The 16,117-nt window shown below is 49.6% G+C and carries 15 protein-coding genes; 6 read left to right on the top strand and 9 right to left on the bottom strand.

What is annotated here, in order from left to right; translation table 11 throughout:
• Nucleotides 1-108: 108 nt before the first annotated feature.
• From L5M37_RS14280 to L5M37_RS14255, 6 genes are all read right to left on the bottom strand, one after another.
• Entirely contained in the window at nt 109-3,330 is a 3,222-nt protein-coding gene (locus L5M37_RS14280; RefSeq protein WP_263200929.1) for an efflux RND transporter permease subunit, read from the bottom strand.
• A gap of 29 nt (nt 3,331-3,359) precedes the next feature.
• The gene (locus L5M37_RS14275) at nt 3,360-4,625 is read right to left on the bottom strand and encodes an efflux RND transporter periplasmic adaptor subunit (protein WP_263200928.1); all 1,266 of its coding nucleotides are present in this window, start codon (nt 4,623-4,625) and stop codon (nt 3,360-3,362) included.
• A gap of 10 nt (nt 4,626-4,635) precedes the next feature.
• Nucleotides 4,636-6,114: a TolC family protein gene (locus L5M37_RS14270; RefSeq protein WP_263200927.1), complete on the bottom strand. Its 1,479-nt coding sequence runs from the start codon at nt 6,112-6,114 to the stop codon at nt 4,636-4,638.
• 328 nt (nt 6,115-6,442) lie between these two features.
• A complete protein-coding gene (locus L5M37_RS14265; RefSeq protein WP_263201007.1) occupies nt 6,443-6,886 on the bottom strand; it encodes a hypothetical protein in 444 nt (147 codons plus the stop codon).
• Nucleotides 6,887-7,126: 240 nt separating this feature from the next.
• Nucleotides 7,127-7,336: a DUF3012 domain-containing protein gene (locus tag L5M37_RS14260; protein ID WP_113939200.1), complete on the bottom strand. Its 210-nt coding sequence runs from the start codon at nt 7,334-7,336 to the stop codon at nt 7,127-7,129.
• Between the two features lie 36 nt (nt 7,337-7,372).
• Nucleotides 7,373-7,738: an STAS/SEC14 domain-containing protein gene (locus tag L5M37_RS14255; RefSeq protein ID WP_105250333.1), complete on the bottom strand. Its 366-nt coding sequence runs from the start codon at nt 7,736-7,738 to the stop codon at nt 7,373-7,375.
• 136 nt (nt 7,739-7,874) lie between these two features.
• Here L5M37_RS14255 and arfB point away from each other — a divergent pair, with 136 nt between their 5' ends.
• The 4 genes from arfB (at nt 7,875) to L5M37_RS14235 (ending at nt 10,212) form a co-directional block, all read left to right on the top strand.
• A complete protein-coding gene (arfB, locus tag L5M37_RS14250) occupies nt 7,875-8,306 on the top strand; it encodes an alternative ribosome rescue aminoacyl-tRNA hydrolase ArfB (protein WP_220591225.1) in 432 nt (143 codons plus the stop codon).
• A gap of 221 nt (nt 8,307-8,527) precedes the next feature.
• A complete protein-coding gene (aroQ, locus tag L5M37_RS14245; protein ID WP_028759381.1) occupies nt 8,528-8,968 on the top strand; it encodes a type II 3-dehydroquinate dehydratase in 441 nt (146 codons plus the stop codon).
• A 35-nt stretch (nt 8,969-9,003) separates the two neighbouring features.
• Entirely contained in the window at nt 9,004-9,453 is a 450-nt protein-coding gene (gene accB / locus L5M37_RS14240; RefSeq protein WP_263200926.1) for an acetyl-CoA carboxylase biotin carboxyl carrier protein, read from the top strand.
• 81 nt (nt 9,454-9,534) lie between these two features.
• On the top strand, nt 9,535-10,212 hold the full coding sequence (locus tag L5M37_RS14235) for an SDR family NAD(P)-dependent oxidoreductase (RefSeq protein WP_263200925.1): 678 nt from the start codon (nt 9,535-9,537) through the stop codon (nt 10,210-10,212).
• 54 nt (nt 10,213-10,266) lie between these two features.
• Here the strand turns inward: L5M37_RS14235 and L5M37_RS14230 are convergent, their stop codons facing one another.
• Nucleotides 10,267-11,490 (bottom strand): MFS transporter, encoded by a 1,224-nt coding sequence (locus L5M37_RS14230; protein ID WP_263200924.1) that lies wholly within the window; start codon nt 11,488-11,490, stop codon nt 10,267-10,269.
• 392 nt (nt 11,491-11,882) lie between these two features.
• A complete protein-coding gene (locus L5M37_RS14225; protein WP_263200922.1) occupies nt 11,883-12,692 on the bottom strand; it encodes a hypothetical protein in 810 nt (269 codons plus the stop codon).
• Nucleotides 12,693-12,851: 159 nt separating this feature from the next.
• On the opposite strand from L5M37_RS14225, the gene ubiD reads away from it, so the two are divergent.
• Together ubiD and fre are read left to right on the top strand one after the other, a co-directional pair.
• Nucleotides 12,852-14,333 carry a 4-hydroxy-3-polyprenylbenzoate decarboxylase gene (ubiD, locus tag L5M37_RS14220; RefSeq protein ID WP_263200920.1) on the top strand — a complete coding sequence of 494 codons (1,482 nt, stop codon included), beginning with the start codon at nt 12,852-12,854 and terminating at the stop codon, nt 14,331-14,333.
• 114 nt (nt 14,334-14,447) lie between these two features.
• Nucleotides 14,448-15,158 carry an NAD(P)H-flavin reductase gene (gene fre / locus L5M37_RS14215; RefSeq protein WP_263200918.1) on the top strand — a complete coding sequence of 237 codons (711 nt, stop codon included), beginning with the start codon at nt 14,448-14,450 and terminating at the stop codon, nt 15,156-15,158.
• A gap of 518 nt (nt 15,159-15,676) precedes the next feature.
• Here the strand turns inward: fre and L5M37_RS14210 are convergent.
• A complete protein-coding gene (locus L5M37_RS14210; RefSeq protein WP_263200917.1) occupies nt 15,677-16,069 on the bottom strand; it encodes an SMI1/KNR4 family protein in 393 nt (130 codons plus the stop codon).
• Nucleotides 16,070-16,117 lie beyond the last annotated feature (48 nt).

Genomic DNA, 16,117 nt, shown 5'->3' with positions numbered 1-16,117 from the left:
ATAAATTAAATAATCAAGTCAAAATACGATATTAAATTTAATTAAATATCAATTTTAAAATGTAGCCTTTGACTGTAAGACTACATTTTCGTTATCTATTATTTTTATCTAACTCTTATCTTCCGTATGACTATTTTGATACAGCCAGCGATACAAGGTCGGCAAGACGAGTAAGGTCAGCGCCGTCGAGCTAAACAAGCCACCGATAATCACCACTGCCAAGGGCTTTTGGATCTCACTGCCAACCCCCGATGATAATAAAATCGGGATCAAGCCTAAGGCCGAGGTCAGTGCCGTCATCAATACGGGTCGCAAACGCCCAACTGTGCCCTCATAAACACAATCATAGAGTGCTTCGCCGCTTTGCCTGCGCTGATTAATCGAATCCACCAGCACTACACCGTTGAGCACCGCCACCCCAAATAGCGTGATAAAGCCAATAGAGCTAGGCACAGATAAATAAGTACCACTGACATACAGGGCCACTATGCCGCCAATTAAAGCTAAGGGCACGTTCGCCATGATGAGCAACACTTGCTTGAATGAACCAAAGGAGAAGTACAACAGCAAGGCAATCAAGGCGATAGAAATCGGCACCACTAGCATCAGCTTTTGCTGCGCTCGCTGCTGATTCTCATATTGTCCGCCAATGATCACTGTATATCCCGCGGGTAAATCCGCCTGTGGCACTAAAGCATAAATGTCTTTTACAACCGAGCCCATATCGCGCCCCGCCACGTTGGCCTGTACTACCACTCGGCGCTGCACATCGTCACGGCGAATATTCGGCGGCGCCATTTCCACTTCAACGCTGGCGACTTCCCCTAAGCGCACAGTGGCGCCATTCGTGCCGCTGAGTAACAAGTCCTTAATCGCATCTGGGCTAGTGCGAAACTCGGCCGCGAGACGCACATTGATGTCGTATCTGGCGTTGCCATCAATTACTTGACCTGCACTTGCGCCGCCAATGCCTTGGCTGACAAGGCTCATCACTTGATCGACACTAATGCCGTAGCGCGCCAATAACTCGCGCTTTGGCCGCACAACCAATTGCGCCTCGCCGCTCACTTGCTCTAATGACACATCCACGGCACCGGGGATTTTCGCGACAAGATCGGTGAGCGCTTGGCCTTTCTGTGACAATACTGCTAAATCAGGGCCGAAAATTTTGATCGCTAACTGGGCTTTTACCCCCGAGAGTAATTCATCTACCCGAGTTGCGATCGGCTGCGAAAAGGTCAACAAGAGTCCAGGGAACACACTGAGCTTTTCCTCCATCAGGCGTTGCAGCTCTAAGCGCGAACTTGCCGATTGCCATTCAGATATTGGCTTAAGTCCAATATAAACCTCGATATTACTCACAGGCTCAGGATCGCCGCCAAGCTCAGGCGCACCAATGCGGCTCAGGGCATATTCCACCTCGGGAAATGCTAGCAAAATAGCCTCAAGCTTAGGTGCGACTTGGAGCGAAGTCCCTAAACTCGCCGTCGGTGCCAGCGTCACCCTCAAGTTGATCGTGCCTTCCTCCAGTTCAGGCACAAATTCGGTACCCAGCCTTGGTAGCAATAATAGACTCAAGCCGAACATCACCAAAGCGCTGAGCATCACCACCTTTGGCCTAGCAAGCGTTGCCGTCAGTAACTTGCGATAAGCGGCATCCAGTGGCGCTAAAATCACACTTTGTTTAAGCATCACACCGCGCTTAAACAGATACACGGCAAGGGCTGGCACGGCAATCAGCGCCACCAGCAACGCCGACATCATAGCCAAAATAATACTGACCGCCATCGGCTGGAACAGCTTGCCTTCAACGCCTTCGAGTGCAAACAGCGGCGCAAATACGACGATAATAATGGCGGTGGCGAAGAAGATTGGACTACACACCTCTTTTGCCGCGAGCATTATCCGAATAACCATATTCGATTCGCTGACATCACCACTGACTTTAGCGCCATCCTCCTCACTGTGATAGGGATCGTCCTCACCATCGGCACGCGCCCTCGCCTCAGGTAAATGGCGGCGATCCGGTTGGGTTAAGTGTTTGAAAATATTCTCCACCATCACCACAGAGCCATCGACTAACATACCAATCGCCACAGCTAAACCGCCGAGCGACATCAGGTTTGCCGACAGACCATAATAGGACATCACCATAAGCGCGAGCCCGATAGACACTGGAATCGACAGCAACACCAACAAGGTCGCGCGGATATTGACGAGGAACAACGCCAAGATCACCACGATAAACACAAAGGCCATTAGCAGCGCATCGCGCACTGTGGTCACAGCCTTATCGACCAGATCCGCTTGGTCGTAAAACACCTCAAAGGACACGCCATCGGGCAATGCCTGCTCGATAAGGCTCACCCGTGCACCAATATCGTCAATCGTCGCCTTAGTGTTTGCCCCCATGCGTTTGAGCACGACACCAGCCACCACTTCACCGAGATTTTGCACTTGGCCTGATTCATCGCGGCGCGTCATAGTCACAGCCCCGACACGGATCTCGCTGCCGAAATCCACCTGAGCGATATCGCCAATACGCACTGGCGTGCCGCTGGCTTCGGTCAGAGGGATCTGCGCGATCGCCGCCAATCCCGCGTCTCCTGCGGGCAACATGCCATAGCCGCGCACCACAAGTTGCTCTTGGCCTTGGTCCATAAACCAACCGCCAGCATTGCGGTTATTGCTCTCTAGCGCTTCGGTCACCTGCGCCATCGACAAGCCATAGGCACGCAGTTTATTCGGGTCGACCTGCACTTGGTATTGGCGCACATCGCCACCAAAAGACAAGACTTCAGTCACGCCGCCCACGGGCATCAATATCAACTTCACCAGATAATCATTTAAGCTACGCAGCTCGGCGGCATTAATACCAGAGTTAGGTTCTGCGCGCAGAATATACTGATAAATCTGCCCTAATCCCGAGGTATTCGGGCCGATTTCAGGCACTCCGACGCCGCTTGGGATCATCTCCCGCGCCGCCTGCAACTGTTCAAACACTTGCTGACGGGCGAAGTAAATATCCGTCCCCTCGGCAAATACCACAGTCACAATCGACAAGCCAGTGCGCGATAACGAGCGCACCTCAGTCACGGCTGGCAAGGCGTACATGGCCGATTCCACCGGATAACTGATAAGTTTTTCCACCTCTTCTGCAGCTAAGCCTTCGGCCGCTGTATTGATGGTCACTTGCACGTTAGTCACATCAGGAAAGGCATCGAGATTCAACTTAGGTAACATGGCCACACAGCCCACAATCACGGCGAGCAGAGCCAATACCACTAACAGCCGATTTTTAATCGCGGCTTCGATTAACTTTTGCAACATAGAAAATCTCCAAAATAAGGGCGCTCATATTAGTGGGCGTGAATATCAAAGCCCGCTTTCGCCTGCTCGGATGCCAAGAAGAACGCGCCAGCCACCACAACCTTGAGCTGTGCCTGTTGGGCTTTTTCAAGCTCAGGTCCACGCACTAGACTCAGACCACGTTGACGCTGCACCACTTCTACCTCAATGGACTCGAAGCCATCCTCATCTTGAATAAAAATCTGCCAATCGCCATCGCCGCCACGGGTCAACGCTGCATCGGGCAGCACTATGCCACTGCCGTTTGGATCGGTAGTAGAGCCAGCAAAGTACAATTCAGCAAATTGCCCCGAATGCAACACATGATCAGGATTGGGCATACTCACCAGCACTTGCTCGGTGCGCGTTACGCTGTCGAGTTCATGGGAGCGACCGATTATCTTACCTGCCAACGTCTTATCCCCTACTTGCACTAAAGCTGAACTGCCAACCTGGATATGCGTAGTTTGAGTTGGGGTTAACTGCGCCTCAACCCATAAATAGGATTCATCGGTCAGTTGCATTAAGGGTGTGCCCGCGCTAAAAACTTGACCTAGCATGGCGATATCCTGCTGCACTCGGCCGTCAATTGGCGCTAAGAGTTGATAACTGCCTATGGCTTCAGGCGTCGATTCCAGTGCACGAATTTGCGCGGGCGTCATCTTAATGGCCTCTAAAATCGCCCGTTTAAGTTCGGCATCCACCTGCGCCTGCATCCGCCGACTGACGCTAACTGCACCTTCACTCATGCGTTTGACTCGACTCCATTCGGCAGCGGCATTAATGTAGTCCGCCTGTGCCTGCGCAACGGCTGCGCCACCCAAGGTAAGTAAAGGCTCACCTTTTTTCACTTCTTGTCCCGGCACCACATGGCGCGCCAACACACGCACATCGAGCTGCGGCGCAAGGGTCGCGGTTCGATCGCGATCCACCACTAAGGTCGCCGTCGCCCTAATATCGAGATTCAAATTGGCGAGGTTCAAGCTATCGCTCGACAAAGGTAATAAGCTAATCCCCGCCAAGGCTTGCTGCGTTTCGGTCAATTTCAGCGCTTGTTCGCCGTGTTCATCCGTCGACGCCGTTTGCGTTACCGAATCGCCGCTTTCCTTAGCGACGGGGGCGTGATCACCGCCAGCCAATACAGGCTGAGCGAGAAATGCCAGCGTGCTCAGCACGAATAATGCGAGCACGATGTTTGATAGGTTAAACCGACGCTTTTCAGACGTCGTTACAGCATCCAGTTGAAGGATATTTTCGTGGTGAGTATTTGAATTCATTATTGTGACCTCATGGGTTTACTGTGCGTGCGGCGGCATTAGATGTTATCGAAGGGACTGAGTTGAGCTTTTCGATAAAAGGCATAAGCTGGCCGCTTTCGCCCATCCAAGTTAACCAACTCTGATAGATAGCCGTTTCTAGGTTTAAGCCCACCAAATAACTGGCGGCTAACTGCCGACGACTCTGTAAGTACTCGCTAGTACTCACATCCCCCGCCTGCCATTGTTGGCTTAAGGATTTAGCCGCTTTAGCACCTGACACTTGCACTAACTCACGCCAGTCTTGGTAACGCTCAAGTAAACGCGGTAACGCGTAGAGGACGTGTTTCTGCTTGGCGGTAAGTACTCGCTCACGGGCAAGATAGCCTTGCTCCGCGATCGCGATGCCCTTATCGGCCACTGCTTGTAACTCACTGTAGTTATTGCGAACTTGTAGAGGAATCGACACGCCGACACCGAGCTTATTGTCCGTGCCCTCCTTTTCAGCGCCTAGGCTAATAGTCGGGTCAGCTGAAGCTTCCACTTTGACTTGCATGACATTAACTCTGGCGAGCAGCACTTGCTGATAAGCACTCGCCAGTGCTGGCAAGGCTGATTTAGAGGTGCCCAACTCGGCCGCTGGCGCTTGCTTAGCCTGAGTCACAAAGAAATGGATCTCCTTGATAAACTCACTAAAAGCGAAATTATTATCCCCAAGTAATTCAATTACTTTGCCATCGGCCACTAAGGCCACCTGCTCGGCTAAGGCGTAGTCGGCAGTATTAGAGGCGACTTCGAGTTGTATCAATTGCAGCTCGACGTTGGACAAATCCCCCGCCGCCAATCGCTGCTCAGCAATATTGAGCTGCGCCTTGGTGAACCTTAATTGCTGCTCGGCAAAGGTCAGCGCCTTACGGCTTTGCGCCTGTTCTGCCAACGCCAGTAAGCGTTCGGCCAACATTTGGCTACGCTCTAACCCTATGTCCGCTAAAAGGATTTGCGCTTCAAGCTCGGCACGCTGTGTCGCCACGCCGCGCTTGTCACCCCAATCGAGGGTTTGACTCAGCCCTAAGCTATAAGCATCTGTATCAGCATTTTGATAATTAAGCCCAAGTTCTGGGTTATACACAGCGCGATCTGCCGCCTGAATGGCCAGTTTGGCCTGTTGCTGCCTTACAAGCTGTGCCTGAACTTCAGGTAACTGATTGAACTGTGTGAGTAACTCAGGCAACCATAGGCCAAAGTTGACATGTGCCGTGTCGGTTTCTTTGGCGGGTAAGCCCAGTGATTGCGCCTTAAATGCCTCAACTTCAGCGGCTTTGATTTCAGGGGCATTAGCTTCAGAGGCTTTGGTTTCAAGGACCTTGACTTCAAGGACATTGACTTCAAGAGAGTCATTTTCTGCCGCGAGGGCAAAGGCTACCAATCCGGCGGCCAATACTAATCCGCAGCTAAACAAGCTCGATCTAAACAGACAAACTAACGTACGGGCGAGAATCGTTTTTTTCATCGCAAATCCTAACAATATCGAATGTGGATCGGCTGACTTTTGCGCCCAAAGCGAAACGGCTAGATGTGAGCTTCATTTAAATAGCTCAATGCAAAGCAATCATATCGTTCTGGGCATGGCAAATAAGCGCCGATCGAATCATCCCGCCAAGCAATACAGTAACGGCTAAAAAGCCAATGACGGCTCCAACAGTTAACGCTGCGAGCATCAGTTCAAGCGTATCTTTTGGGGGATGAACATAACGGGCTTATCACGCGGCAAAATAGAATGAGATCCAATCAGATGAATCAATCGTCCTAGACCGAGAAATAAGCCGAATATTAGAGAATTAAGCGATAGGAGGGCGGTATTTAGGTAAATTTTCAGGCGGAAAATAGGATACATCGGTAGGCAGATAGACGCTTTCTAACGCCTGTACAGGCTGACTCACTACCTGAGATAACAACGCCACATGACCGCCATGGCATTGGCAGTCGAGGCATAGGTCAAAATCTTGTATTTCAGTGGTTTTCACTAAGTGGGAATGAAATCCGTTGCTTTGGTTTTCACCCGCGTGATTACTGGTGACACCCGTGGAGTCCGCAAAGCCTAGCGCTTGCTCGCTTGGACAAACGCAATCGACACATTGGGCCAAAGTGGTCACTTGGGCGCTAAATTGCAGATGGGGATGATTGTCGGCTTCTTCCGCGCCATTGCCCGCATGTAACTGATGCGCACCCAAATTCGCGCCAGCAAATTGCAGCACGATAATGGCTATCAGTAAGGTCACCATTCGAGTAAAAAATGGCTTAGCGGTAGAATTCAAATATCACCTATAGCAAATAACGGATAACGGATAACGGATAACGGATAACGGAACATCTGACCCGTATGATAAACATAAGTTCACAGCTCGCAAGCAAAGTCTTTCAAGCTGTGATCTCTAAAGGCTAACGCTGACTTAAACACCCTGTGCTTATTTAAACACGCAACACTTATTTAAATACCCAGTGCTTATTTAAATACACAGTGCTTATTTAAATACACAGTGCTTAGCGTAATCAGCGGCTTCGTTAGCAGTCCAATCGCCAGACGGCTTATTTTTCATCTGTTTACACCAAGCATCACTGCCCACTTCTGGCGCGCAGGCACTCAGTCCAGCGGTAAATGCCAACACTAACGCAATCGCACTGACCTTAGAAACTGTCAGTGAAGAAAAAGAGCGCGATTTCAATAATGACATACTTAATTCCTTGTAAATATGGCCTAAATTAGACCATTAAATATTTGAACGCTTAGTGATCCAAGCAATCGCTTTGGCTTTCTGTTCGAGTGGAAACCAAGCCACTTCGCCCTGCATAAAAGGACCAAGTAAGCGCACCGCATTTCCCACCCAATCAGGTCCGCCCACAAATACTAAGGCTTCAAAATTAGGCAATTGGACTTCACCACTACCGGTCAGCGACTCAAATTCCCAGCCCTCGAGTAACACATCTGCCTCAATATACAGGCAAACTTGGCCCCAATCCTTACGATAACTCTTAATCGCCGGCTGTAAACGGGTCCGATAATCGGTGGAGGATAGTCGGCCACTGGCAAAAAGACTGATAACACCCTTAGCAATATCGGGGATTTGGCATAACATAGAGGCACTCCGAATCGAGAACACTTTTGCAAGCAATGGCCTTGGCCAATGCAATGGCAAAGAATACGCCCGATGATAACAAATCTATTGAAAAGCCATAAGTGATTATTGATAGCTTCTCAATCCATGCTGAAAAATGCCTAAGTTTGCCATGATAAAAATCTCAAACCGTGTGGAACTTCAGGAAAATGAAATCGAGTGGCAATTTATCCGTTCGAGTGGCGCAGGCGGTCAGCACTTAAATAAAGTGTCCACCGCTGCGCAGCTAATTTTCGATATTAAAAGCTCATCATTACCCGAGTATTACCAAGAACGCTTGCTCAACAAGGCCGATCACCGCATCACTAAAAGCGGCAAAATCATCATTAAATGCCAAGCGAGCCGCAGCCAAGATGCCAACCGCCAAACGGCGTTGGAGCAATTTATCGCCTTAGTCGCCAGCGTCGGTGAAGTGCAGAAAAAACGCATTCCTACCCGCGCCACCAAAGGCAGCCAAACGCGGCGATTAGAGTCCAAGAAACAAAAAGGCGCCACTAAAGCCATGCGTCAGCAAAAGACTGATTATTAGCGTTAATCAGCATTAGGCCGCAGTTGAAACTGGCCAACAATGGCGCAGAATTTCAATGGCATAGTCGGCTCGCACATGATCAGCTCGCACACAATCGACTAATGGATAATGCAAAATCGATTTGAACAGGTTAAGTTAGTGGCCTATGTAGAAAACTGAAATAAATTTTTCCAACTTTAATCCCAGCATTAATCCCAAGGCATGTCGTAAAGGAAAGCGCAATGAGTCACAAAATTTTGCTCGTCAATGGCCCCAATCTCAACCTCTTAGGCCGCCGCGAGCCCAGCGTTTACGGTCATCAAACCTTAGCCGACATAGTGGCGGAGTTAAACCAGCAGGCAAAATTGGCGGGAGTTGAGCTCGAACATATTCAGTCCAACGCCGAATTTGAGCTAATCAATGCGATTCATGCAACCGATGCCCAGATGATTATTATCAATCCCGCCGCCTTTACCCATACCAGCGTCGCCCTGCGTGATGCCCTGCTTGGCGTGGCAATTCCGTTCTTTGAAGTGCATTTATCCAATGTGCACGCCCGTGAAGCCTTTCGCCACCATTCCTATTTTTCCGATAAGGCGATAGGCGTGATTTGCGGTTTTGGTTCACAGGGTTATGAGTTTGCACTGGCGGCGGCCATTAAGCGGCTCAACCAGCCACAGTAATCCCATTCAATAGCGTGCTTTGCAAGGGCAGATAAATGGCAATGGATCTTCGTAAAATTAAAAAACTCATTGAGTTAGTACAAGAATCTGACATAGCAGAACTGGCGATCACAGAAGGTGAAGAATCAATTCGCATCACCCGCTACAGCCCTATGCCAGCCAATATGCAATCACAGCAAGCGATCCCCAGAGCACCTGTGGCGCCTTTGAGTGAACAGGCAAAGCAAACAGGCATTTCGCCAAGTACAGAAGGTTTTGTACAAGTCTCACCTATGGTCGGCACTTTTTACGCGGCGGCAGAACTCGATGAGGTGCCGCTGGTTAAAGTCGGTCAACGAGTGAGCCAAGGTGAAGTGATCTGCATTATCGAAGCGATGAGAATGATGAATCCCATCCAAGCCGAGCACGATGGCGTGGTCAGCGCTATTTGGGCCAAAGACGGCGATGAAGTGGCATTCGATCAGCCACTATTTACCTTAATCTAACCGCTCGCCTTCCCATGAATTGAAGCGCACTTAGATTTAAGATGCGGTTTTCAAACCAAGACAGCATTAACCGAGGTCACTATGATATTAATTACCGGCGCCAGCAGTGGTTTAGGTGCGGCACTCGCATCGCTCTACGCCAAAGAGAATGAAGCACTGACACTCACAGGTCGCCATGCCGAGCGCCTGCAAACCGTCGCCAATGCATTAACGCCCTTCTCCAACAAAACTATCGCTGCTATCACCGCCGATCTCGCCAGTGAATCGAGTCTCGAAGCCCTGTTCGATGGCCTAACGCAAGCCCCTAAAACCGTGATCCACTGTGCGGGCAGCGGCTACTTTGGTGCAATTGAAACCCAAGGGGCGAGCGATATCCAAAACCTACTCAATAACAATGTCACCTCGACGATTTTGTTAGTGCGGGAATTAGTGAAACGCTATAAAGATCAAGCAGTCACTGTGGTTGTGGTCATGTCCACCGCAGCACTGGCCGCCAAGGCGGGAGAATCCACTTACTGCGCGGCAAAATGGGCGGTGCGGGGATTTATCGAGTCGGTGCGATTAGAGCTTAAACAAAGCCCAATGAAGTTGATTGCCGTGTATCCCGGCGGCATGGACACAGGCTTTTGGCCCAGTAGCGGTAAGGCTTTAGATACCTCAAGCTTTATGTCCGCCGATGAAGCGGCTAGCATGCTCAAACAAGCCTTGGTTGCCACAGAGCATGGTTATATCGCCGATATCACCATACAAAGGGGCTAAATGTGCGGATTCGAGACGCAGAATATGACCACTGCGTCTCTTCCTTAGCACTCACTAGTCGGCGCAGTTCGCTGTGTTTAGGGTAACGACGCGACGGCTTTCTCTGTGGGTCAGCCACCACATCAGCAGTCCACCCAATGACAACAAAGATGCCGCATAACCTGTCGCGGCAATGCCTTGTCCAGACAGTATCACTAAACTGCCCACCCAAGGCCCAATTGCATTGGCAAGATTAAAGGCGCATTGCACTAAAGCGCCTGTCATGGCTTGCCCATCGGGTGCCACATCCATCAATCTGGCTTGCACAATAGTGGCAAGCCCTAACCCACAACCGACAAAAAATACCACGGGCATCAGCGCCCAGTAATGTCCGGTCAAACTCGGGTAAATAGCCAACACCACAGTGCTTAACACTAACGACCAAAACGCCGCCGCTAAGGCCGACTTATCCGCCGCCCAGCCGCAAACTAAGGTGCCCAATGTTGCGCCAATACCAAATACTGCCATCATGATTGGGATCTTAAACGGCTCGACTTGTGTCACTTGGATTAAGGTTTCAGCCAGATAGGTATACACGCAGAAGATACCGCCAAAGCCAATGGCCGCGATACCGAGCGTCAGCCAGACTTCACGATTCTTCAGGGTTTGTAGCTCTTTTTGGGGACTCGCATCAGCGGGCACGGCTTGATTGGGCGCTAAAAAATACACCATTATCGCGGTAATGGTCGCCAGAATCGCCACTATACCAATGCCCGAGCGCCAGCCCACGGTTTGCCCCATCCAAGTCGCAAACGGCACACCGATAATCGTCGCCAGCGTAAGGCCAATAATCACCCGCGATACGGCGCGGGCCTTCATTTCTGGCGGCACTAAAGAGGCGGCGAGCAACATAGCCACGCCGAAATAAGCGCCGTGGGGCAAGCCGCTGAGAAAACGAAAAAAGATTAACCAATTCAATGATGGCGCTAACGCACTTAAGCCATTGGCCACCGCCATTAACCCGGCTAAAGCAATCAAGAGTGTTCGCCGTCTGACCCTAACGGCCAGCACCATGATAATTGGCGAACCGACCACAACCCCCAGCGCATAGGCACTGATGGCATAACTCACATGGGCAACCTCTACCCCTAAATCGCTCGCGATATAAGGCACTAAGGTCATGGAAGCAAATTCTGTGGTGCCTAAAGCGAATGTTCCGAGTGCTAAGGCAAGTAACACCCATAATGTACTGGCGCCCTTTTGCTGGTTTTGGGCAGCCTGATTTCTAACAGTATTCAAACCTCTTCTCCGCTATGCTATAAAACGACAACTAGCTAATACCAATCGAATCAAATATCTGTTCATTCAGCGGGAGTTCAACGCGCTTTAGACAAGGCGAAGGCTTGAAGGCATAGTGGTGCTCTGTCGAAAGCCTTAAACGCAGTATAAAGCGCGTTGAAACCCGCCCTTCGGGAGCCACACAGGCATCCCACTCCCGTGTTGCATTGACTTAAAAGGGAATACCATTTCTGCGTCAATGCGCCTTGGATTGAGATGCCTGTGAGGCTCTGAACTGATTAGATATTTAATGTGATTGGTATAACTCACTAATAAAAAGATAATAAAAGATGATAAATAAATTGGAGCCCACTAAGGGGCTCCAATTTCTCAGTCATTTACCTAATGTAAATCTATCTGACTAACTGTTCTTGATAGGTTTGACTGTTCCAGTCGTAGGCGTAAAGCGTGCCTTGCCACTCGTAAAGTGTACGGCCATCTTGCTGCACAATTCTGGCATTGCTCGGCAAGCTAGACACACTGTGCGCCGCCCGTCGACGGGGAGTCGCAGCCGTCTTGCTTGCGGCATTGCTAGCTTGCGACACCAGTTGCCCAGTCGATTGTCCGGCCATATTTACAGGTATACTCGATACCATACGGCCTTCACTTGCAGAATATTGCATGCTGGTTGTGACCCGTACAGGCGCAGAAATAGCCACTGGTTCATCATCGTAGCGCATAGGAATCGACAGGCCTATGCCCGAATAGGGCGAGTTCCAGTAATTTCGAGCGTAAGCGTCACGCGAAGTATTCCAGCCCCAATCATTATTCCATTGGCTGTTCACACCATAACCGACATTCCAGCCAGAACCCCAACCTGTTGCAAGCCCTAAACCCAGTCCTAAACCCCAAGGGTAATAAGGTCGGTAATAGGGACGATAATGGCGATTATTGTTGCGCACATGGCGGTTGTCGTAATAATTGTCATGACGATTGTTGTAATGACTTTCTCCACGGCTGTGGCTATCACGATGACCTTGGCGCTCGCCTTGCTCCGAATGGTCCCGATTTCCGGCAACCGCCGCAGTCGACACACTGAGCGCGCCCAAGAGCGATATCCCCACAGCCAGCGACAAAACCAAACACTTTAGCGGCCGCTTAAGCACGCCATGTGATTGACTTTGAACACACTTTCCTTGAGTAAACTTTACTGGGATATTCATATAAACCTCGAAATAAAGGGCGTAAGCGAGATCAATCGTGACTTACTGGCGTCCATTTTACGCTTCCTAAGCTTGAAGATCACTGAATTGGTTAACCCTAAAACAGAAAAATGCTATAGTGCGCGCCACACGGATTTTCATTGCAGAGGCTATTTCCACATGAGTTTTAAGGATTTACGCAGCTTTATTGATCATCTGGAAGCCAATGGCGAACTCAAACGCATTAGCTACCCAGTTGATCCTCATTTAGAAATGACAGAGATCGCCGATCGCGTATTACGCGCTAAGGGCCCTGCGCTATTATTTGAAAATCCCAAAGATCATCACATGCCCGTGTTGGTAAACCTGTTCGGTACGCCAAAACGTGTGGCCATGGCGCTCGGTAAAGACGATCCCTTAGCGTTGCGAGAAGTGGGCGAACTGTTAGCCTTTTTAAAAGAACCCGAACCACCACGGGGCTTTAAAGACGCGATCGCTAAGATCCCTATGTTCAAGCAAGCCTTGAATATGCCGCCAAAAACAGTGCGCAATCCCCCTTGCCAACAGGTTGTCAAAACCGGCGATGAGGTCGATTTAACTAAATTGCCTATTCAGCATTGCTGGCCGGGCGATGTCGCGCCACTGGTGACCTGGGGCTTAACCATCACCAAAGGCCCGCGCAAGAGTCGTCAGAATTTAGGCATTTATCGCCAACAATTACTGGGTAAAAACAAGCTGATTATGCGCTGGTTATCCCACCGTGGTGGCGCGTTAGATTTTGCTGATTTTAAACAACAATTCCCCGGTGAGCGTTATCCGGTTGTGGTCGCACTCGGCGCCGATCCTGTGACCATTTTAGGCGCCGTCACCCCAGTCCCCGATTCCATGAGCGAATACGCTTTTGCCGGTTTACTGCGCGGTGAACGTACCGAAGTCTGTAAGGCATTAAGCTGCGATTTAGAAGTGCCCGCCACCAGTGAAATCATCCTCGAAGGTTATATCGATCCTGAGGAACTGGCGGAAGAAGGCCCCTACGGCGATCACACGGGTTACTACAACGAAACCGATAAGTTTCCAGTATTTACCGTTACCCACATCACTCAGCGTAAAGATGCCATCTACCACAGCACTTACACTGGCCGTCCACCGGATGAGCCCGCCATGCTGGGGGTTGCATTAAACGAAGTGTTTGTGCCGATTTTGCGTAAGCAATATCCTGAGATCGTTGATTTTTATCTGCCACCTGAGGGCTGTTCGTACCGCATGGCAGTGATCTCCATTCGCAAACAATATCCGGGACATGCCAAACGAGTGATGATGGGCGCTTGGTCTTTCCTGCGTCAATTTATGTACACAAAGTTTATTGTCATAGTGGATGAAGATGTGAACTGCCGTGACTGGCAGGATGTGATCTGGGCGATCACCACCCGAATGGACCCTAAACGCGATACTGTGATGATCGAAAACACCCCGATCGACTACCTCGATTTTGCTTCACCCGTTGCGGGCTTAGGCTCAAAAATGGGACTCGATGCCACTAATAAGTGGGAAGGTGAAACTAACCGCGAATGGGGCACGCCAATCGTGATGGATCCAAAAGTAAAACAAAAGATCGACTCAATCTGGGATGAGTTAGGCATAGACGACAGCCCAACCCTATAATTCAGCTTAAGCCGTTACTCAAATATCGGCTTAAGCCAAGAGAATAGGCCAATAACAGGCCGCTAAAGCGACACCTAGACACATACTGTTGAAGAAAGGTGCAAAGGAAGTTTGATGAAAACCATACGTTGTAAGATAGAGAAAGTTAGCCCATTTAACGATGCCGTATATCAAGTATTGTTAAGACCAGAAACCGCCTTCGATTTCCAAGCGGGGCAATACTTATGTGTTGTCATGGGTGAAAAAGATAAACGTCCCTTCTCTATCGCGTCAGCGCCAAACGCCGAGCTGATCGAATTACACATTGGCGCCGCTGTAAGTGAAAGCTACCCAATGCAAGTGGTCGAGCGCCTGAAAGCCTGCGCCATTGACGGCAGCACTATCGACATCGAAGCCCCAGGCGGCGACGCCCACCTGCGCCACGAAAGCCAACGCCCTCGCCTATTAATCGCCGGCGGCACAGGTTTCTCTTACATTAAAAGTATCGTCGAGCACCAAATCGCCATTGGTCAACAGGTTAAAACTACCCTGTATTGGGGTTGTCGCACCCAAGATGCCATGTATTTTGAAGCCATCGCCCGCCAATGGCACGACGCTCACCCTTGGTTGAACTTCGTCCCAGTGATCGAAGAAGCCCCAGCCAATTGGCAAGGTAAAACCGCCAATCTGTTAGCGCAAATCAAGCAAGATTTTGTCAGCTTAAATGGCTACGACATCTACATCGCCGGCCGTTTCGACATGGTGGGTGCAGCACGGGAAATCTTCCGTGAGATTGGTGTAGAAGAAGCACATCTCTACGGTGATGCGTTCGCGTTTATCAAATAATGCGATAATTTGTTAGCTTGGCTGGCTAACCTTTGCCAGTTGAGCTGCAAATAATAAACCCTAGTTTTTACTGGGGTTTTGTTTTTCTATCTTGCAGATGGCGGTCAATTGAGTTTACCCAAACTTCGTTTGGATTAAAGTCGTGGGGCTTCACCCCTGATTTTTTAATAAAGAGTCGACCAAGGAGGACTGCTCGTCCTATCAAAAACGTCCATGTTAAATAGCCAGCTCGATATCCATATCTCGCGCTCAAAGCGGCCGTAGGCCTTCGCCCTTGGATTCTCCAAGACGAACAACTTCCATATCTAACTGCCAGTTCGTCATCCATGACTCTCGTTCATAACGCTGCTGCGCAGCATTCTCCCTAGCGAAGTTACATGCATTAGTGACTGGCTTCGTGCTTATTCGAAAATCGCTCACGCGATTTTCTTCAACCCCTTCAGCAACTTCGCAGGTGATAGGTATTATCTGTAGCTAACGAGTTAAAAATTTAATTTTAATCATACTGTTATCACTATTTATAGATTTTTAATTCCATTAAAAGAAGCGGCTAATTGTTGAAGCTCGCCAGTTTCATGAAGCCACAAATAAACCGTGTCCAAAAACCTGCCTGACTCTTTGATAAAAACCATTTGGTCACCTAACCCATTGCCCGCAATGGTGATGGCATTCTCAGGGAAATGACCGAACCCTTTGCAGGAACTAGTTTCATAAAGGATGTGATGACAAGTGCGGGAAATTCGTTTTCTATCGGAAGTATCTTTAATCGGGTACAACTCCCAATCATCATCTGCCGTAGCAGCCTCGCCACCATTATCCAATTTCATTGCTTCACGATATTCGTGTGGCAATGTTGCACCCAACTCTTGTTCAGTTAGGACTAGTTGTTCTTCCGATAAATCAAAAGGCACTTATCTCTCCTTAGCTCTTAGCAACTTAAAGGTTTAACTTTAATCAAA

Origin of the sequence: Shewanella sp. SM69 (genome assembly GCF_025653985.1) — a bacterium.
GTDB lineage: Bacteria > Pseudomonadota > Gammaproteobacteria > Enterobacterales > Shewanellaceae > Shewanella > Shewanella oncorhynchi.
The sequence above is the reverse complement of the archived record's forward strand: the minus strand, read 5'-3'. Positions and strand labels throughout refer to the sequence as shown.